This is a genomic window from Clostridium sp. MB05 (assembly GCF_046581255.1).
GTDB lineage: Bacteria > Bacillota > Clostridia > Clostridiales > Clostridiaceae > Clostridium.
Genome location: NZ_CP174370.1, coordinates 2011010 through 2030754 on the forward strand (window position 1 = coordinate 2011010; position 19745 = coordinate 2030754).

A 19745-nucleotide genomic window follows, 5' to 3' on the forward strand; every position below is an offset into this window, starting at 1 on the left:
GAAGAGTAAATATAAATATGGGGAGGGGATTTGTTTGGTTAATATAAATAATAAAGTATTAGATCAACATATTATTCTTAAAAAGTATATAAATGAAAAGGAACATAGGGAAATAAAAGAGTTAGAAGATATTTGTATAAAAGAAGATAAAGTAAATTTGAAGTTAGAGTTAGAGTATAGAACACAAATTTATAAAGATTATGAAAAATCATTAAATGATATAAATGAATTTTTATATTATATTAATGATGATTTAATAGGATATATAGGAATTTCAAGCTTTGGAGCAAATGTTGCTGAAATAAATGGAATAGTTCATCCTAGCTTTAGAAGAAGAGGCATATTTACAAAACTTATTAAACTAGTTATTGATGAATGTAAGAAAAGAAATTTTAATGAGATATTATTACTTTGCGATGATAAGTCGACTCCAGCAATAGAATTTATAAAAAATACAGAAGCTATTTATTCATTTTCTGAATGTAGAATGAAGTGTTTAAACTATGATATACGGGAAAATAATAAAGATATTTCTTTAGTGAAGTGTAAAAATGAAGATGTAGATCAAATTGAGAATTTAAATAAGGTTTTCTTTGGATATGTAAGCAGTGAATTAATATTACCAGAAGATGAAGAAAAGAATAATACTATTACTTATTTAATCCAATTATATAAGAAAACTATTGGTAAAATAAAAGTAAGTAAGGATAAAAATACTGCCTTCATAAGTGGATTTGGAATTATTCCAGAATTCAGGGGTAAGGGGTATGGAAGACAAACCTTGATGGAAGTTTTGAGTAATTTAAATAAAGAGTGTATATATGATGTTGAGTTAGATGTAGAAGTTAAAAATAAAAATGCTCTAAATTTATATAAATCCTGTGGCTTTAAAGAAGAATCAGTGATGAATTATTATAAAGTAAATATTTAACAATATATATTATTAGAAAGATTTAAGCAATATTATTATATTTATGGTATAATTAATATACAACAGGTAGTTCCTAAAAGTTTTTAGCTGTAGGAGCTACTTTTTTTAGTATGAAGTAAATATATAAGGAGGGAAATTTATGTTTGAAATAAATGATTATGTTGTATATGGTTCAAACGGTGTTTGCAAAATTATAGACATAGAAAAGGTTTCTTCAAGAAATGAAGAGTTAGAATATTATATTTTATCTCCAGTTTATAATAATAAAATGACTATTAAAATTCCTGTAAATAATAAGAAAATTTTAATGAGAGAACTCCTAACAAAAAGTGAAGTAATGAATTTAATAGAAGGAATTTCTAAAAATGAGACTATTGATATAGAGGATACAAGAAGGAGAAACGAAGAGTTTAAATCTATTATTAAAAGTGGAAATAATGAAGAAATTATAAAGGTTATTAACTCTATAAAAATAGAAGAAAATGAAAAAAATTTATTAGGTAAAAAACTTAATAAAACTGATGAAGATATTATGATTAGTGCAAGAAAGCATTTATATGAGGAATTAGCAATAGTTTTAGATATTGATGTTGATGAAGTTCAAGAATATATTAAAAATAATATCTAATATCATTAATAAATCTAGAAATACAAATGTCTATAATACATATCTAAATATAGTATTAAAAGAGAGGTAGTTACTAAATCTATTAGCTTTAGTAACTACTTTTTTTAGCTCAATTAGCCTTTTGATTTTTAATAACAACTTCGGTTACAGCTAAATATTTTCTTGGTTTAATATTATCAATGATAATATCCGCGATATCATTAGGGTCCATTAATTTCTTGGCTTGTTCCTCTGAAAATACACCATCCCAAAACTCAGTTTTCATACCGCCCATGTATACAGCCAATACATTAATAGAAGTTTTTTTCAATTCTAGGGCTAGACTCTCTGTAAATCCCCTTACACCAAATTTACTTGCACAATAAACGGATTCTGTTATTTTTCCTTCTTTACCAGCTGTAGAAACAATATTTACAATTGTTCCTTCATTATGTTTTTTCATCCCTTTTAACACTTCTTGAGTACAAAAAATTGTTCCTTTTAAATTAATATCAATCATTTGGTGGATTGAATCTTCACTCAAGTTCTCTGCATAATCAAAAAATCCAACGCCAGCGTTATTAATAAGCAAATGAATTGATCCAAAATCATCTTGTATAGATTGAATTATTTGAGATACCATTTGTTTTGAAGTAACATCTACTTCATAAATAGAATAACTGTTAGTTAAAAATTTTGCTGTTTGTTCAAGCTTTGATTTAGTCCGACCGAGTAAACATACGTGATAGTCTAAACTGGAATATTTTTTGGCTAATGCAGCACCTAATCCACTGCCAGCACCTGTTATAACTACAATATTTTTGCTCATATTTATAATCCTTTCTTATAGAGAATAACTTTTTTCATTATAATAACCCATTTAAATGATAGAATCAATATGTTTATACTAAGTCTCAGTTATATCAAACCTATTAGTGAAGACCAATTTTACAAAGAAAAAATAGCTAGTTATGAAATTATTGAATTTATTCCTACAAAATATGCAGCTAGTTTCAAAGCTTTTATTTAATAACAATGAAAAATCCCCAAAGAGCTTCCTTTATTTTATGTTTAATAGTAATTTTAAAAACGTAATAATTTATATATAATTGGTATAATTGATGAAATTTTTGGAATTTAATAGAAAAATAATTATAAGATATAGTAAAATAAAATTATAATGGAGGTAGCATTAATGAATATTCGTAAAGTAAAGATTCCTTTCTGCTCAAAGATGAGTACCAAGAAGAATTAAACATACAGCTTATATTGTTGTTGGTATTCGTGAAGCTTTTCGTGGTAAAGGAATTGGCAAGAAACTATTTTCAGAATTAGATGTATGGGCAAAAGACAACTCTGTTACAAGACTTGAGTTAACAGTAATGTATCCTAATACTAGTGCAAAACATCTATATGAGAAAAATGGTTTTAATGTAGAAGGAATTAAAAAGAATTCTATGATAGTTGATGGAAAGTATGTAGATGAATATTATATGGCTAAATTATATTAGTTTACAGATAATAAAGAATATAATCCTAATATAGTGTATATGTAATCTTGAAAGGAGGGTCTATGAAAATAAATAAAATAGAAAAGTTTGAAAAAATCTTTAATAAATTTACAAACCTAAAAAAAATTCATGAAAGTGTGCTATTTATTGAAAATACAAGTGGTGACTTTTCATTTAGTAAGAGTTATGGTGGAAAAGAATTAGATTCTCCACTTTTAATGGCTAGCATTACAAAATTATTTACAACTACTTGTATTTTAGTATTACAAGAACAAGGTAAGCTATCACTTGATGATAAGATTACAAAGTATTTTAACAATTCTATGTTAAGGGGATTACATGTCTATTATGGGAAAGAATACTCTTTTGATCTTACATTATCAGATTTAATGTTCCAAACAAGCGGTTTGCCAGATATATTTGAAGAGGGAAAAGCATCCACGAAGAATAAAATAGTAAAAAAGGATTTCTGTATTACATTTGAAGAAACTGTAGAGTGTATAAAGAAAGTAAAACCACACTTTGCACCAAGAACAAAGAGAAAAGCTTATTACTCTGATATAAATTTTGATATGTTAGGTAAAATTGTCGAAAGGGTAAATGGTACTACGCTAATGGAAGCATATGAGAAATTTATATTTTTCCCTTTGGGACTAAAGAAAACATATCTTATAGAAAATGAAGATAATGTTGTGCCTAACATTTATTATAAAAACACAGTATTGAAACGTCCTAAATACCTTTCTTGTTGTGGATCAAGTGGGGGAGGTGTTACTACTGCTAGTGAAATGATGATATTTATCAAAGCATTCTTTGGAGGAAAACTATTTAACAAAGCTATTTTTGGCAAGTTATCAATATATAGAAAGTTACAATTTTTAATGGGACCAATTAGATACGGAGGCGGATATATGCAAGTTCCTTTGAGTGGCGTAGTGACGCTCTTTTCAGGTGAAGGTGAGTTAGTTGGTCATACAGGATCAACAGGTTCATTTGCTTTTTATTATCCTCAAAAGGATTTGTTTTTTGTAGGTGACTTAAATCAAATGGGAGGTCCGTCATTACCTATTAGAATATCAATGCAACTTGCAATGGCAGCAAAATAAGAATTAATTATTTTAAAAATAAATTTTAAGTAAAAATTAAGAAGTTTTTAAGGTTAAGTGAAGATTAATGATATAAAATATTTATAAAGCAAAGAAATTAAGGTGACTACATTGTATTAAAATCCTCTTAAAGGATAAGTATATTTAATATATGGTTAAATAGAATTATTTAAAGTTAATAAAGATTAAAAGTATTAATTTTAGGTTTTTATAATAAGGAGTTAAAGCGATAGATGGATAGAAATTTAGAAACTCAGGATGAATCAGTGAATAATGACAAATTAGGGGCAAAAGTTGTAGGTCTGACCGAAGGAGAAGTACAGGAAAGAATTAAAAAAGGACAGGTAAATATACTTCCTAAAGCACCATCAAGGACAATAGGACAAATAATAAGGGCAAACTTATTTACTCTTTTTAATGCTATAAATGCAGTGCTGGCAGTAATTGTAATAACTGCAGGTTCTCCTAAAAATGCACTTTTTGCGGGAGTTATAATAAGTAATACTTTATTAGGAATAATACAAGAACTTAGGGCAAAGTCTATACTAGAAAAGCTCTCTGTACTTAATATGTCTAAGGTTAAGGTTATTAGGAATGGAGAGGCTAAGGAGATATATGTAGAAGAACTAGTTTTAGATGATGTAATGATTTTAACTCCAGGAAATCAAATAGTAGCAGATGGAATAGTGCTTAAAGATAGTGAATTTGAAGTAGATGAATCACTATTAACTGGAGAAGCAGATTCTGTTGGGAAAAAAGAAAGTAGTAATCTTCTATCAGGAAGCTTTGTAGTGGCAGGAGAGGGTTATGCTAAAGTAAGCAATGTAGGAGCCAATACATATGCCGCAAAACTTGCAGATGAGGCAAGAAAATTTAAATTGATTAATTCAGAGCTTCAAGGAGCCACAAATAAAATATTAAAAATAATAATGTGGTTAATAATTCCAATAGGAGGATTGTTGGTAACAACGCAAATTCTTTTTAGTGAGAGAAGCTGGCAGGAAGCAGTAATAGGGACTACAGCTGGAATAGTTGGAATGGTTCCAGAAGGAATGGTATTATTAACAAGCTTAACTTTTGTTGTAGGCGTAGTTAGATTATCCAAGTGGAAAACTCTTGTTCAAGAACTGCCAGCTACAGAGGTTTTAGCTAGAGTTGATGTACTTTGTTTGGATAAAACGGGGACTATAACAGAGGGAGCTTTAAAGTTAATTGATGTTGTGGCCTTAGGTGAAAGAGGTAAGGAAGATATAGACGAGGTATTATCAGCTATAGTTCATGCATTTCCTCACACAAATCCAACTCAACATGCAATTTTAGAAAGATATAGCACTTCATCAAACTTAAATATATTAAAAAAGGTACCTTTTTCATCAGCTAGAAAATGGAGTGGAATAACCATTGAAGATAAAGGAAATTGGGTATTAGGGGCTCCAGAAATGATTTTAGGAGATTCATACGAAGATATAAGAGAACAGGTTGAGGAAGAAGCAGTAAAAGGAAGAAGAGTATTATTATTAGCTAACTTTAATGGAGAAGAATTAAGTGAGAAGTTACCTAATAATATGGAGAAAGGAGCTCTTATACTAATAGAGGATATAATTAGAGAAGAAGCTCCAAAAACATTAGAGTATTTTAGAAAAGAAGGAGTTACTTTAAAGATAATTTCTGGAGATAATCCAGTTACAGTTGCTGCAGTAGCAGAGAGAGCTGGAGTCTTAGGAGCTAAAAATTATGTTGATGCTAGAACTTTGCCAGATGACAAAGAGGAATTAGCTAAGGTGGTTGAGGAAAACACTGTATTTGGAAGGGTTACTCCTCATCAGAAGAAAGCGTTAGTTAAAGCCCTTCAGTCAAAGGGGCATACAGTTGCAATGACTGGAGATGGGGTTAATGATGTATTAGCATTAAAGGAGTCAGATTGTGGTATAGCTATGGCATCAGGTAGTGATGCAACAAGGGCAGTAGCTCAATTAGTTTTGCTTGATTCTAACTTTAGTGCTTTACCTGAAGTAGTGTCAGAGGGAAGAAAGATGATAAATAACATTGAAAAAGTATCAGAGTTGTATTTAACTAAGGCAATTAATTTTATAATCCTATCCACTATATTTGCAATAGCACTTCTTCCTTACCCTATAATGCCAATACAACTAACTCTTATAGGATCTATTTCCATAGGAATTCCTTCTTTCTTTTTAGCATTAGGACCTAATAAGGATAGAGTGGAAAAAGGATTTTTAAAGAGAATATTACAAGTTTCCATTCCTAATGGAGTGGTAATAGCATTAAGTACAGTAACCATATTTATTCTTACATATACTGCAGGCCTTTCATTAGAGGAATGCAGAACATTATCTGTAATAGTGGCAGGTGGAATAGGTCTTGTAGTATTAGCTAGAGTAGCTTATCCTTTAAATATTTGGAGACTAACTCTAGTGGTGAGTATGATAGGCATTTTCATGATAAGTTTTATAGTTCCTTTAGCAAGAAACGTATTCATATTTACTCCTTTAAGTGGTGTATTTATGTTTATAGCATTATTTTTAGTAGTATTATCTTGGCCACTGATAACTTTAATTACAGGAATAGTGAAGAAGATAGGAGATAAAAAATATTAGTAATTTAAATAAGCAATAAATTAATTTCAATTTATTTGAAGTATTCATATAATTTAGTAGAATGATATATAATAATTTTATGGGGGTTAGTAAAATGAATAAAAGATTTCAGTTTGTAATGCTATTATTTTCAGCATTGGGTTACTTGATTTTATCTTTAAGTCATATATTAAAGAGTTCATTATCAGATTTTACATTTGGCTTCTGTGAAGGAATTTCTTTTGTATTTATAATCGTTTGGGGTATATATATGTGCTATTGTTTAATGAAAAAGAAAAATCCATATAGATTTAATTAAAGATAATTAAGTTCTAATTAAAATAAGGTAGTCAATATTGACTACCTTATTTGGTTTTACAAATCAACATTTTAATCTAATAGAGTCTTAAAATTAAGCTAGAATTAAGGTAACCTAAAATTTACATTAAGGTTAGTAACTTATAATTAACTCATAAAGTTGAAGAGGAGAGTAATTATGAGTCAATATATTGTTAAAACAGAAAATTTAGTTAAAAAATTTAATAATGCAAATAGCGTTGATAATGTAAATTTAAAGGTTAGAGAAGGAGAGGTTTATGGGTTTTTAGGACCAAATGGTGCAGGAAAATCTACAACAATAAAAATGATACTAGGGCTAGTAAAGCCTACTAGTGGAGAAATTAGTGTTTTTGGAAAATCAATAAGAAATAATAGAGAAGAAATATTAAAGGATATAGGAGCTTTAGTTGAAAGTCCATCATATTATGGTCATTTAACAGCTTATGAAAATCTAGATATATTAAGAAGAGTATTAAAAGTAAATAAAGAAGAAATAGAAAAGAAGTTAAAGCTAGTGAATTTATGGGATGCTAGAAATAAGAAAGTTAGAGAGTTTTCACTAGGTATGAAGCAAAGGTTAGGAATAGCACAAGCTCTTATGGGAAATCCAAAGCTTTTAATATTAGACGAGCCTACAAATGGTCTAGATCCAGCTGGAATTATAGAAATAAGAAATTTAATAAAATACTTAGCTAAAGAAAAAAATATTACTATAATAATTTCTAGTCATATATTAAGTGAAATTGAATTAGTTGCTACTGAAGTTGCTGTAATAAATAAAGGAAAGTTACTATATCAAGGCTCTTTAAATAATTTAAAGAAAAATTCAACTAATGAAGTATTAATAGGTATAGAAAATGATGAGGAAAATGACTTAGTATGTAAGCTATTAGTTTCAAGAGGTTATAGAGTTAATGAAGAAAGTGGTAAGTTAAAGGTTAAAGGAAATAATGTATCTGCATCTACAATTTGCAAAGAACTTGTTATGGCAGGATATGCATTGAATTATTTATCAGAAGAAAAAAGCTCTTTGGAAGAAATATTCTTAGGATTAACTAAGGAGGGTGAAGCATGCTAATAAGTTTAATAAAAAACGAATTTGCTAAGGAAAAAAGAAATCTAGTTATTTTATTTGTACTAGCTATTCCTTTAGGAGTATCTGTGCTTTTAGGTGTAGATTTATTAATAAGATATGAAAGTTGGCTATTACCAAAAGCAATTGAAAATGGCTTAACATCATGGCAAGTTTTAATAAAGGAGCAAAGAATGTTATATTTTAATGACTTTATGCCTATATTTGCAGCGTTGATTTTAGCAACAGTATTTGAAAGTGAATATAAAAATAATTCTTGGACATTTTTATTAACTCAACCAATAAAGAGAACAAATATTTTACTATCAAAATATATAGTAGCAAGTTTTTATTCTATAGTAATGTTATTATTAAATATTTTCTCTTTAATAGCAGTAGGTAAAATATTTAAGTTTCAAGAGCCTATACCTTGGAGATTTTTTATAGTTATGTTTGCTATACAGTTAATAGCATCATTAGTAATAATGGTTATACATTTATTCTTAAATATAAAAAATAAGAACTTACTTGTATCCTTAGGTATAGCTGCAGTGTTAAGTATTGTTTCTTCAAATTTATACTATAGTGAAAACTTTATTAAAAATATTAATCCTTATGGTTTTTCATTACTTTCAATAACTCAAGGTAGAGATGAAATAACTTTAGTTTTAATTATATCAGCTGTTATAATTTTTATAGGTTCCTTATTGATAAAAAGATATTTTAATAATAAGGAAGTTTATTAGGTGGAGGTATAGAAATGGAATTATTAAAAGTAGAATTATTAAAAATTAAAAAGAGCTCATTATTATTTATGGCGTTACTTCTTCCAATACCAATAATATTAATAGTTGTAAAGCAAGCACAAAACTTAAGCTCTGTAGGTGGACTAAATCCTTCAGAAGCAATATTAGTATTTTCATCAGTTGCTTATTTGTCACTACTTTTACCACTACTAAATATATATACAGCATGTGTAATAACAAAGGTTGAAAATGACAATAGTGGCTGGAAACAGTTAATGCTTTTACCTATTAAGAAAAGTAGTATTTATTTCTCTAAGTACAGGGTAATGATAATTACTTTAATTACTTCATTATTATCATATATTGTTTGCACAACCTTAGGAGGATTCTATATAAGCAAAAGCGTAAGCTTTAATTTAAATATATTATCTTATGGAGTACAAATTTTTATTACAACATTACCAATAATAATTTTACTATTTATAATTGGTAGAAACTTTTCAAGTATAATACCAGTAATATCTGCTGGAGTTATTATGCTAATTACAAATATATTTATTGCACAAAGTAGCTTTTGGGTTTATGCTCCATGGACATATTCCATGATGGTAGTTGGAGGTAACATAACAAATTCACAAAGATATATAATATTAGGTGCTTCTATACTATTATCTTTAGCAATGTTCTCTTTAGATTTTATAAGTTTTACAAAATCAGATATAAAATAAAGTCTAATTATGGTAAAATACAACTAATGATAAGGGGGATGAACTATCGTGGCTATAGATGAAATATTAGACAAAAAAATAATGCTAGTAGATGACGAAAGAGAATTATTATCATTATTAAAAGAAGTATTTATCAAAGAAGGATTTAAGGAAATATATGAGGCTGATAATGGAATAGATGCAATTTTATTAGCTAAAGAAACAAATCCAGATATAATAATTTTAGATGTTAATTTACCTGATATAGATGGATACAAAGTTTGTGATAGAATTAGAAAATTTTCAATGTGTCCAATAATTTTTTTAACAGCAAAGGGTGAGGATGAAGAAAAAATTAAAGGGTTAGAAGCTGGTGGAGATGACTATGTAACTAAGCCATTTAATATTAAAGAAGTTGTACTTAGAGTAAAATCACAGTTAAAAAGAGGAAATATCATCAGTGAAACAAAAAAAGAAAAGATATATGTATTTGGCGATATATCTATAAACGAAGATACAGGAGAAGTAAAAAAGCGAGGAGAAAATATATCACTAACTGCAAAGGAATATTCACTAATTTTATATCTTGCAAAAAATAAGAACAAAGTATTTAGTAAAAGTTCACTATGTGAGGAAATTTGGGGATATGATTATGATGGTTATGATAACACCATTATGGTTCATATAAGACATTTAAGAGAAAAGCTAGAAGATAATCCAAGTGATCCAAAGCATATAAAAACATTAAAGGGGATTGGCTATAAGCTAGTTGATTAATATGAAAGTAAAATTAACGATAAAATTACTAATATCTATGGTATTAGTTTATTATATAACTATGACAGTTTATATAGTGCTAAATTTAGTAATATATAATAGTAATATAACATTTGGAGAAAAACTATTTAGCGTATCATTTAGACCTTCAGAGTTTGTAGAAACATATATAGAAGATTTAGAGAGAGATAATGAATTTAATTTAGATGATAAAAATATTGATACATTAATAGAAAATAATATTTGGATACAAGTTTTAAACAAAGAAAATAATGAAGTATATGAAGTAAATAAACCAGAAAATGTACCAAGTAGCTATTTAACAGCAGATTTAATAGAATTTATACAAAACCCATGGGAAAGTAAGGCACCTACTACTATTTCAACAAGTAATATAGTTAGTGGAAATGAAAGCTATACATTATTAGTTGGATTACCAATAAATAAGATTTTTAAAGTTAAGATGACTTTTACAGAAGAAAGTCTAAAGTATCATATAGCAATTATAGTTTTTGCTTTAATTGTAATGATTATTGTATCCTATATCTTCAGTAAGAATTTAGTTAAACCAATGGTATCAGTAGTTGAGGATATTGATGATTTAAAAAATGGAATATATAAAGATAAGAAAAATAAGCAAGGAATATATAAAGAAGTAAGTGAAAATATAAATGATTTATCTGTTATTTTAAAGGAAAATGAAATTCATCGTAAAGAAGTAGATAAAGCAAAGGAAGAATGGATAGCTAATATCAGTCATGACTTAAAAACTCCACTAAGCTCAATTAAGGGGTATGCAGAACTTCTAAAAGGTGATGCATATGAAATAAATATTGAAGATGCTAAAAGGTATGGTAGTAGTATTTTAGACAATAGTGAGTATATTCAAGAATTAGTTAATGATTTATCCTTAATTTACAAATTAAAAAATAAAGTACTACCAATTAGTTTTAAAGAAGAGAATATAGTAGCTTTATCTCAGGAAATTATAATAGATTTATTAAATAATAGTAAGTATAGCGAAAGAGAAATAAACTTTAATTATGATGATGAAAAAATACTATTAAATTGTGATAAAAAGTATTTAAAAAGAGCATTAAATAATCTTGTAATTAATTCATTAGAGCATAATTCTAAAGATACTATAGTTGATATATCTATTTTAAAAGAAGAAGAACATATAAAAATAGTAATAGAAGATAACGGACAAGGAATAAGAGAAGAGGATTTAAGAAATATCTTCGATAGATATTATAGAGGTGTAACCACAAGCTCATCATCTAAAGGATCAGGACTTGGAATGGCAATAGCTAAAGAAGTTATAGCTTGGCATAGTGGAAGTATTGATATTGAAAGTAAAGTAGGATCAGGAACGAAGATAACAATATATTTAGCTTCGTTATATACATTATTTTGAAGTTGATGATATAATTGTAATATAAATGTTCTTTACTTCTTAACTATTTAATTTTAGTTAAGAAGTAGAATCAGTTATATTTTATTTAGTAATCTATTAATATATATAGATTAAATTTTAGGGAAAGGAGGAACTTGATATGAAAGCAGAAATTTTTATTGAGGAAACAAATTGTAGGAGGTACATTCTCCTATAGATAATAAGGGAGATTAGAATGGAAAACATAGTTATAGATAGATTAATTATTAGAAAGTTTCAAAAAAATGACTGGCAGGATTTATATGAATACTTGTCAGATGAAGAAGTTGTTAAATTCGAACCATATGATGTTTATTCAGAAAATCAGGCTAAGGAAGAGACAATTAGAAGATCAAATGATGAGTCTTTTTATGCAGTTTGCTTAAAAGAAAGTGGAAAGTTAATTGGAAACTTATATTTGGATGAAGGAGACTTTGATACATGGGAATTAGGATATGTGTTTAATAGGAAGTACCAAGGGCAAGGTTATGCAGCAGAGAGTGCAAAAGCATTACTTAATTATGCCTTTGAACATTTAGGAGCGAGACGTATTATAGCAATGTGTAGCCCAAAGAATGAACATTCTTGGAAACTACTTGAACGCTTACACATGAGACGTGAGGGGTTGCTTTTGAAAAATATATATTTTAAAACTGATATTAATGGTGAGCCTATATGGCTTGATACATACGAATATGCTATATTGAAGAAAGAATGGTGTAAGTAGTATGATTTAAAATAGTCAAGAAAATAAACTAATCAATATTGAACTCTAGAAATAGGGTTCTTTTATTATACCAATTAAGAGAAGTCAAGATGACTTCTCTTAAACAACACCTTTATCTAACACAATCTATATTATTAATATGTAATCCAGTAATAAATAACATACACCCAACTTAGAATACCGTGAAAAATTGCCCAAGGTATTGATTTCCATGCAGTATAAGATATAATCATTGCTAAACAAGAACCGAAAGAAATTCCTTTTTTAATAGTCTCTTTCACTACAGTATTACCACTTTCATCCATTTTAATTTACCCCCAATCTATAAGTATAATTTAATTATACCTATCTAACGATTTTCTTAATATATATTAATTATATAATAGCTTGTCTTATATTATAATAAATTTCAATATTTTTAAATATAAATTATATATAGTTTTGTGTAAAACAACTTAAAGATTAAGAGTCATTATTTATTTTTTTGTTATGATTGGTTTTCCTTCAGAGTCTAGTAAAACAGTTAATCCACCAGAAGTCCCATTGCTAACATATAAGTAATTAACACCAGTTTCTTTATCAACTATTACTCTATAACTTTCTATAGCTCCTTGTGTAGATACAATTTCAAATCTTTTATCTTGCCTCATAAAATTACCTCCTAAATTTAAATTTTTTGATACTTTTATAAGTTATAGCCATATACAATGAGGAATTATTAGACCATATATCTATTATATAGCAGTAAAAGTAAATTTAAAACAATTTTACAATTTATATACAATAAAACTTTAGTGGCTATGACTAAATATTTTACTTTACAAAGAAGAGGTTGATTATTAGACATTACAAACTAAGGTAAACAATTTCGTAGATTCCTAATATTATATATTACACAAAAATATTAGGAGAATAGAAAATGGAATTAAACAAGAATTCTAGGAAGAAGTGGAGAGGTATTGAAATATTAGGTCTAGCATTAGTTATTTTATCCTTTATAACTCTTTTAGTATCTCCAGAATCTATATCAGGTTTATTCGATAGTATTACAAAACAGGTATTCCCAATAGTAGTAAATGTATTTCTATTAAGTGAGGTTGGTGTAGCAATTATCATAAGTGTAATAGTAGGTAGAATCTTAGAGAGATTAGGATTTACAGATGCACTAATTAGAATTTTTATTCCAATAATGAAGGTCTTTAAAATAAATCCATCTGTAATTATTCCTAGTATATATAATGTTTTAGGTGATATAAATGCAGCAGGGGCTATAGCTGGTCCAGTTTTAATTAAGGCAAAAGCTACAAAGGCAGAGCAAAAAATTGCTATAGCTACAATGATTCAATCACCTCAATCCTTTGCAACACTTGTGTTAGGTATAGTTGTTTTAACTAAGTTTGGTATATCAGCATTACCTTTAGTGATAGTTAGTATATTTTTACCTATAGTTTTAGTTCCAATTATCTTATCAAAAACTGTTTATAGGGATACTAAAGCAGTAGAATTAGAAGAATTACCAAGATTCACTCCAGAAACAAAGATATTAGATACTATTTTTAGTTCTGCAAAAGAAGGAGCTCATCTATTATTTTTAGTTATTATTCCAGCAGTAGCAGCTGTATTTACTATAATTGGAGTTCTTGATTTTTTCGGAATTTGGTCATTAATTGAAAGCTTTATGAATACAGTATTACAAGGCTTAAGTATAGAACCAGCTACAGGTATAGTATCAATACTTGCTAGTCCCACACTGGCAATGGCTCAACTAAGTGAAATGAGTAATATAGCACCAGCTCTTGTAGTAGGAGGATTTGTACTTGCTAATTCAGGATTACCATTATCAGTGATATTTGGACAGATACCAGTTACTTGGAAGGAAAATTCAGATTTAAATGAAAGGGATGCCTTATTTGCAGCTTTATTAGGTACAGCTATTAGAATTATAAGCTGTTTAATTATAGGATTACTTTTAACACCAATAATTATTTAGAGGTTTATATGGATAATAAATATATAGTTAAATCAAATAAAATTATTACAGTAAGTGATTTAGGAACGTTATATAATGGAGCTTTTTTAGTAAGTGATGGAATTATAGAAGATATAGGAGATTTCAATAGTATTAAATTAAAATATAAAAATTTAGAAATAATGGATTTTAAAGATTTAGTAATTACACCATCACTTGTAGATTGTCATACACATTTGTTTGAATATGCACCATCAACAGTTTATCCAGTAACTGAAGTTACTTATGAAATAGCACAAGAAGCTTTAATTTTAAATGGATTAATGTCAGGAATTACAGCCTTTGGGGAACAAATTTGTGGCTCACCAATGTATGAAATAAATTTAAATAAGTATAAAGAAAGAGTGAAAAAACTACCTATAGATATAGTATTTTCAACTAATAGCATAACAATTGGTTTTAAAAATCTAGTAAATTTAACATCTATAACAGGAAAAAATACAGTTGATAAAAGTACTCTTACTAATGAAGAAATAATAGAAAAGCTAATTGAAGAAAGTGAGTATCCAGGAGAAAATATCTTTATTAATGCAACTCCTGCTAATTTAAAAGAAAAATTAGTTCCAAGAGCAGGGGAAATAATTTATACACAAGAGGAAATAAATAAAATAGTAGAAATGTTCCATAAAAAAGGAAAGAAAATAGGCTGTCATGTAGCTGGAGTAGAAGGAATAGAAATGGCTTTAGAAGCTAAAATGGATATTATACATCATGGCCATGGAATAACTAAAGATTTAATGAAAAAAGTAAAAGATTTAAATATTAGTATTGTTGCAACTCCATTAGGAGGAACACATTTAACACCAAACTTACCAGAAGAAATTGCAAGTATGGTTAAGGAAGGAATACTTGTTGCAATAGCGACAGATTCATATTTACCTCCATATACTGGCTTGCCATGGTTGAACTTTAATGATGATAATCCAAAAGGACCAGAAGTATTAATGAAAATATCAAATCCATCAATGATAATATTAAAAAACTTAGGATTAGATGAAAATGAAAATTTATCATTAATAACCTTAAATGGAGCTAAAGTTTTAGGATTAGAAGATAAAATCGGAGCATTAAAAATTGGAATGAAAGCAAACTTTATTGCAAGTAGAGGTATTCCTGGATTAGATATTACAGATACTAAAGATATTATAAAAGTATTTTATGAAGGACAATGCGTTGTAGATAGGGAGAATAGATAGGTCAGATATTAAAATTCCATCATATGTGATTACGTAACTATCATATCAACAAAAATGTCTAACAGAGCTAAAGATTAAAAGCTATTATTTCACAGTAATATGAGAAATGATAGCTTTTTTATTTTAGGATGAAAATTAAATTTAATAAAATAAAAGAACAATAAGCATACCTCCTTTTATTTTAGATATTTTTCTAAATTATAATATTAATATCTATAAATAACAATTGTAGTAAAATGGTAGGTAAAATATATTATAATAAAATTACTTTTGGAGAAACCTTCTAGAATACTCGCTAAATAAATGGTATAATATGTTTAAAAATCTAAAATGAGTAAAAAGAGTTCTTTGAATTACTTTTTAATTGAATATTAACGGGGGAAGAGAAAATTATTATGATGAAAAGTTATATGATATCAATGATAATGTCAATTTTTCTAATAACTATTTTAAATTTTTTATTAAATAGAAATAGTAATAAGCTTAAAAAGAAAATAGAATGGCAACATTACTTTTTTGGATATCTATTTATGTTATATCTTATGATTGCATTAAAAGAGGTAGTAGGGTTTCCTTCTTTAAGTGAATGGCAAAGACTTTTAGCATCAAATAAGCCAATATTTAATCCTACTATAAATTTATTACCTTTTAACGATGGACTTGAAATTTCAGCTATACTTAATATAATATTTTTTATGCCATTTGGATTCTTATTACCAACATTATGGGAAAAGTATAGAACATTATTACCGACATTATTTGCAGGAATATTATTTTCAATTATTATCGAAATTGGTCAATTATTTATTCCATTTCGTGCATCAGATATTAATGATTTAATAATGAATGCCATAGGAACTATTTGCGGATGGTTTATTTTTAATATTATGAGTAAGATTTTTAATAAGCTTTCTAATAAGACAGTAGTTAAAAGTGCTTCTAATGATAGCGTAATTATTAAATTAGAATCCTATCTGTACAGTATAATTGCAATTATAAGTACATTTTTAAGTTAGGGAAAAGGATAAAAGCTATTCTTTTAATATTTTATATAGATTATAAATGGTATAATTTTCACCAGTGTGATTAATTATAATTATTAAAAAATAAAAGAAGAACAAGACATCTATACAATATTTTTAAATTTAGTTTAACAAAAGTGATATTAGGAAAGTAGTTAGTAGACTAGAGGTAGTTTTACTAACTATTTTTTTACCTATAGGAAATAATATTTTAATTATTCGATGAAATAATAATTACACATGTTTTTCTATAAAGAATAAGGTAATAAACTATTATTTAATAAAAAAGTATCAATAATTACTTAATATTGATACTATTTTCATTTAACCATATAAATAATGAGGTAATAATCTAATCTTTCTTACTTAGGAATAAAACATTTAAAAATGATATTCCAAATGAAAAACCAAAGGCTAAAGTTAGATTTTTAACTAAATCTATATCGCCAGGTTTAAAAAAGTAATCAAGAATTAAGTTCAAGGATCCTAATAAAATAAATAAAGCAATAAATTTAATTAATCTATTTTTTATTTCTATCCATTTTAATTTTCTAATCTTAATAATAACTATTATAGGAGTAAATATAACTACAAAAAATGTTAAATATAAATAATAAATTCCAAAGTTTGTGGCTAATGGATGATTAATATTTTTATACACAATAAATAACATAGCTATAGTGGAAATTATAAATAAGCTAAAAATAATTTTACTAAAGTTAACAAGTGTAGTTTTATTCAATATATCTCCTCATTTCAAAAGTCTTTATATTAGTATATTATAATTAACAATTAAAAGAAATAAATTTTTACTATATTAACTTTAAAAGGAAGAAAATTGATACATATATAAGTAAAAAGAGGAAAATATATTAATCAATTTAGTAGCTAAATAATTAGGATATCTATTCTAAAGTGAATTTCTCTATATTACCTTAAATAAAATACTCGTAAATGATTATAAAATATAAAAAATAAAAACCAAAATGAAAATATTAGACAATATAAAAAATATTAAAAAGAAAAGGTTTCAATTATAATATTAATATAAATTTTAATGAAATTATATATTAATTGTAAAAAATTTATTTTTTACTAAAATATTTTAAAATTATATAGAAAAAGGACGAGTATTTATAAGGAAGAAAAAGTTATATAGAAACAACAAAGAAGAAAGGAAGAATTAAAATGAAATTTTTTATTAATTTAGGAGTAAAGAAAAAGCTTATTACAATCTTTTCAGTAATATGTATTTTTATATTATTAATTGGAGGAGAGGGTATATTAAGCTCTAGGACTATAAATGAAAGTGCAAAAAAAATGTATAATGTTAACTTAATATCTATTAAAGATTTACAAGCAATAAAATCAAATTTAAATTATGATAATGCTAATGTATTTAAAATTATTTTTGAAAAGGATAAATCTAAGATAGATCAAGAAGTAAAAACTCTTGATAATATTATGGAACAAAATAAAAAAATCATGGAGGAATATGAGGGTTTAGCTGCTACTCAAGAAGAAAAAGATATATATTTTGATTTTAAAGAAGATTTATTAAAATATAGAGAGTTAAAATCTAAAGTAATAGATCTTGTAAAAGCAAATAATTATGATGAAGCAGTTAAAGTTTATAATTCAGAAATAACAAATACAATATCATCTATGTTTCCAAAACTGGTAAAATGTATTGAGATAAATGAAAAATCAGCTGAAGAAGCTAATTTAAGAAATATAGAACAATTTAATGAGGTTGTATACACAGTAATAATTTATACAGTGATAGTATTTGTCATTATAATTTTAATGGCATATATATTAAGTAAAAATATAATAAATCCGCTAAATAAAATAAAAGATCTTGCACAAAGATTATCAAACTATGATTTTTCAACTCCTCTTACTATTACAAGAAAGGATGAATTTGGACAAACAGGTGTAGCTTTAAATGCAGCTCAAGAAAATGTAAATAATTTAATAAAAATGATTATGGAAAACTCAGAAGATATAAGTGCATCCTCTGAAGAACTTTCAGCAACAGCAGAGGAATTGTTATCAAAGTCAGAAACTATTGATGAAGCTGTAAATAACATAGCTGCAGGAATGCAAGAATCAAGTGCTACATCTGAAGAGATAAGTGCTTCTGTTCAAGAAGTAGACGCAAGTATAAATGTATTATCTTCAACCGCTATGGAAGGAAGCAATAATGCAAATAAATCTAAAGAAAGAGCTTCAGAAGTTAAGGATAATAGTGAAAAAGCAATTGAAGAAACAAGGAGAATATATGCTGAAAAACAAACAAATATGGAAAAAGCTATTGAAGATGGTAAAATAGTAGATACTATAAAGGTTATGGCAGATACTATAGGGAGTATAGCAGAGCAGACCAATTTACTTGCATTAAATGCAGCTATAGAAGCTGCAAGAGCAGGAGAGCAAGGAAAAGGCTTTGCTGTAGTAGCTGAAGAAGTAAGAAAACTTGCAGAAGGATCTAAAGAATCAGCATTAAGTATTCAAGAAACTATTTCAAAAGTTCAAGCTGCATTTAAAAGTAGCATAGATACAGGTAAGGATATATTAGATTTTATAAATACAAATGTAAATAACCAAATTGAAAACTACAAAGAAACAGGAAATCAATATTACAGTGATTCAGATCTTGTAAGTAAAATGTCTGATGAAATTGCTTCTATGTCAGAAGAAGTTACTGCTACAGTTGGACAAGTAAGTGAAGCAGTTCAAAATATGGCTGAAGCTTCACAAAAATCTAGTGAAGAAGCAGTTACAATAAAAGAAAGTATGGATGAAACTACAAAGGCTATAGAACAAGTAGCTCAAACAGCACAAAGACAAGCAGAGCTTGCACAAAAACTTAATGAAATGATACAAAAATTTAAAATTTAATTAATTGATTTTAAAAGGTCATATAGATAGAGTTGAAAA

The 19745-nt window shown here is 26.9% G+C and carries 19 protein-coding genes and 1 pseudogene; 16 read left to right on the top strand and 4 right to left on the bottom strand.

Translation table 11 applies throughout. The features are described from left to right. Positions 1-34: 34 nt before the first annotated feature. Entirely contained in the window at positions 35-931 is an 897-nt protein-coding gene (locus ACH36K_RS09435; protein WP_411167384.1) for a GNAT family N-acetyltransferase, read from the top strand. Between the two features lie 139 nt (positions 932-1070). Further along, complete coding sequence (locus tag ACH36K_RS09440) at positions 1071-1559, top strand: CarD family transcriptional regulator (RefSeq protein WP_411167385.1); 489 nt, start codon at positions 1071-1073, stop codon at positions 1557-1559. A gap of 109 nt (positions 1560-1668) precedes the next feature. On the opposite strand, the gene ACH36K_RS09445 is transcribed toward ACH36K_RS09440, so the two are convergent. Further along, on the bottom strand, positions 1669-2367 hold the full coding sequence (locus tag ACH36K_RS09445) for an SDR family oxidoreductase (protein WP_411167386.1): 699 nt from the start codon (positions 2365-2367) through the stop codon (positions 1669-1671). Between the two features lie 409 nt (positions 2368-2776). On the opposite strand from ACH36K_RS09445, the pseudogene ACH36K_RS09450 reads away from it, so the two are divergent. The 10 genes and pseudogenes from ACH36K_RS09450 to ACH36K_RS09495 form a co-directional block, all read left to right on the top strand. Beyond that, positions 2777-3049, top strand: a pseudogene (locus tag ACH36K_RS09450) (GNAT family N-acetyltransferase); the annotation flags it as partial. A gap of 62 nt (positions 3050-3111) precedes the next feature. Beyond that, complete coding sequence (locus ACH36K_RS09455; RefSeq protein ID WP_411167387.1) at positions 3112-4155, top strand: serine hydrolase domain-containing protein; 1044 nt, start codon at positions 3112-3114, stop codon at positions 4153-4155. Positions 4156-4388: 233 nt separating this feature from the next. Continuing rightward, positions 4389-6773 carry an HAD-IC family P-type ATPase gene (locus ACH36K_RS09460; protein WP_411167388.1) on the top strand — a complete coding sequence of 795 codons (2385 nt, stop codon included), beginning with the start codon at positions 4389-4391 and terminating at the stop codon, positions 6771-6773. Positions 6774-6867: 94 nt separating this feature from the next. Beyond that, a complete protein-coding gene (locus ACH36K_RS09465; protein ID WP_411167389.1) occupies positions 6868-7071 on the top strand; it encodes a hypothetical protein in 204 nt (67 codons plus the stop codon). Positions 7072-7248: 177 nt separating this feature from the next. After that, positions 7249-8169 (top strand): ABC transporter ATP-binding protein, encoded by a 921-nt coding sequence (locus ACH36K_RS09470; RefSeq protein ID WP_411167390.1) that lies wholly within the window; start codon positions 7249-7251, stop codon positions 8167-8169. After that, a complete protein-coding gene (locus tag ACH36K_RS09475) occupies positions 8163-8909 on the top strand; it encodes an ABC transporter permease (protein ID WP_411167391.1) in 747 nt (248 codons plus the stop codon). The genes ACH36K_RS09470 and ACH36K_RS09475 overlap by 7 nt, the downstream gene beginning before the upstream one ends. A gap of 14 nt (positions 8910-8923) precedes the next feature. Then, positions 8924-9637, top strand: a complete 714-nt coding sequence (locus ACH36K_RS09480) for an ABC transporter permease (RefSeq protein WP_411167392.1) — start codon at positions 8924-8926, stop codon at positions 9635-9637. A 48-nt stretch (positions 9638-9685) separates the two neighbouring features. Then, positions 9686-10393 (top strand): response regulator transcription factor, encoded by a 708-nt coding sequence (locus tag ACH36K_RS09485; protein WP_411167393.1) that lies wholly within the window; start codon positions 9686-9688, stop codon positions 10391-10393. Position 10394: 1 nt separating this feature from the next. Beyond that, positions 10395-11810 carry a sensor histidine kinase gene (locus tag ACH36K_RS09490; RefSeq protein WP_411167394.1) on the top strand — a complete coding sequence of 472 codons (1416 nt, stop codon included), beginning with the start codon at positions 10395-10397 and terminating at the stop codon, positions 11808-11810. A gap of 214 nt (positions 11811-12024) precedes the next feature. Then, positions 12025-12555: a GNAT family N-acetyltransferase gene (locus ACH36K_RS09495; RefSeq protein WP_411167395.1), complete on the top strand. Its 531-nt coding sequence runs from the start codon at positions 12025-12027 to the stop codon at positions 12553-12555. Between the two features lie 134 nt (positions 12556-12689). Here the strand turns inward: ACH36K_RS09495 and ACH36K_RS09500 are convergent, their stop codons facing one another. Both ACH36K_RS09500 and ACH36K_RS09505 read right to left on the bottom strand, forming a co-directional pair. Next, a complete protein-coding gene (locus ACH36K_RS09500) occupies positions 12690-12860 on the bottom strand; it encodes a hypothetical protein (protein WP_322413194.1) in 171 nt (56 codons plus the stop codon). Between the two features lie 171 nt (positions 12861-13031). Beyond that, the gene (locus ACH36K_RS09505; RefSeq protein ID WP_411167396.1) at positions 13032-13205 is read right to left on the bottom strand and encodes a DUF6440 family protein; all 174 of its coding nucleotides are present in this window, start codon (positions 13203-13205) and stop codon (positions 13032-13034) included. Between the two features lie 269 nt (positions 13206-13474). On the opposite strand from ACH36K_RS09505, the gene ACH36K_RS09510 reads away from it, so the two are divergent. The 3 genes from ACH36K_RS09510 to ACH36K_RS09520 all read left to right on the top strand — a co-directional run bounded on the left by ACH36K_RS09510 (position 13475) and on the right by ACH36K_RS09520 (position 16796). After that, on the top strand, positions 13475-14545 hold the full coding sequence (locus tag ACH36K_RS09510; protein ID WP_411167397.1) for a hypothetical protein: 1071 nt from the start codon (positions 13475-13477) through the stop codon (positions 14543-14545). 8 nt (positions 14546-14553) lie between these two features. Continuing rightward, entirely contained in the window at positions 14554-15780 is a 1227-nt protein-coding gene (locus tag ACH36K_RS09515) for an amidohydrolase family protein (RefSeq protein ID WP_411167398.1), read from the top strand. A 395-nt stretch (positions 15781-16175) separates the two neighbouring features. Continuing rightward, positions 16176-16796, top strand: a complete 621-nt coding sequence (locus ACH36K_RS09520; RefSeq protein ID WP_411167399.1) for a VanZ family protein — start codon at positions 16176-16178, stop codon at positions 16794-16796. 358 nt (positions 16797-17154) lie between these two features. Here ACH36K_RS09520 and ACH36K_RS09525 read toward each other — a convergent pair whose 3' ends face one another. Next, positions 17155-17544, bottom strand: a complete 390-nt coding sequence (locus ACH36K_RS09525; protein ID WP_411167400.1) for a hypothetical protein — start codon at positions 17542-17544, stop codon at positions 17155-17157. Positions 17545-17990: 446 nt separating this feature from the next. Here ACH36K_RS09525 and ACH36K_RS09530 point away from each other — a divergent pair, with 446 nt between their 5' ends. Further along, a complete protein-coding gene (locus ACH36K_RS09530; protein ID WP_411167401.1) occupies positions 17991-19706 on the top strand; it encodes a methyl-accepting chemotaxis protein in 1716 nt (571 codons plus the stop codon). The last annotated feature ends 39 nt before the right edge of the window (positions 19707-19745 follow it).

Coding starts and splice junctions, on each gene's coding strand:
- ACH36K_RS09440 (WP_411167385.1), top strand. CDS start 1,071: ATGTTTGAAATAAATGATTATGTTGTATATGGTTCAAACGGTGTTTGC.
- ACH36K_RS09445 (WP_411167386.1), bottom strand. CDS start 2,367: ATGAGCAAAAATATTGTAGTTATAACAGGTGCTGGCAGTGGATTAGGT.
- ACH36K_RS09455 (WP_411167387.1), top strand. CDS start 3,112: ATGAAAATAAATAAAATAGAAAAGTTTGAAAAAATCTTTAATAAATTT.
- ACH36K_RS09460 (WP_411167388.1), top strand. CDS start 4,389: ATGGATAGAAATTTAGAAACTCAGGATGAATCAGTGAATAATGACAAA.
- ACH36K_RS09465 (WP_411167389.1), top strand. CDS start 6,868: ATGAATAAAAGATTTCAGTTTGTAATGCTATTATTTTCAGCATTGGGT.
- ACH36K_RS09470 (WP_411167390.1), top strand. CDS start 7,249: ATGAGTCAATATATTGTTAAAACAGAAAATTTAGTTAAAAAATTTAAT.
- ACH36K_RS09475 (WP_411167391.1), top strand. CDS start 8,163: ATGCTAATAAGTTTAATAAAAAACGAATTTGCTAAGGAAAAAAGAAAT.
- ACH36K_RS09480 (WP_411167392.1), top strand. CDS start 8,924: ATGGAATTATTAAAAGTAGAATTATTAAAAATTAAAAAGAGCTCATTA.
- ACH36K_RS09490 (WP_411167394.1), top strand. CDS start 10,395: ATGAAAGTAAAATTAACGATAAAATTACTAATATCTATGGTATTAGTT.
- ACH36K_RS09495 (WP_411167395.1), top strand. CDS start 12,025: ATGGAAAACATAGTTATAGATAGATTAATTATTAGAAAGTTTCAAAAA.
- ACH36K_RS09500 (WP_322413194.1), bottom strand. CDS start 12,860: ATGGATGAAAGTGGTAATACTGTAGTGAAAGAGACTATTAAAAAAGGA.
- ACH36K_RS09505 (WP_411167396.1), bottom strand. CDS start 13,205: ATGAGGCAAGATAAAAGATTTGAAATTGTATCTACACAAGGAGCTATA.
- ACH36K_RS09510 (WP_411167397.1), top strand. CDS start 13,475: ATGGAATTAAACAAGAATTCTAGGAAGAAGTGGAGAGGTATTGAAATA.
- ACH36K_RS09515 (WP_411167398.1), top strand. CDS start 14,554: ATGGATAATAAATATATAGTTAAATCAAATAAAATTATTACAGTAAGT.
- ACH36K_RS09520 (WP_411167399.1), top strand. CDS start 16,176: ATGATGAAAAGTTATATGATATCAATGATAATGTCAATTTTTCTAATA.
- ACH36K_RS09530 (WP_411167401.1), top strand. CDS start 17,991: ATGAAATTTTTTATTAATTTAGGAGTAAAGAAAAAGCTTATTACAATC.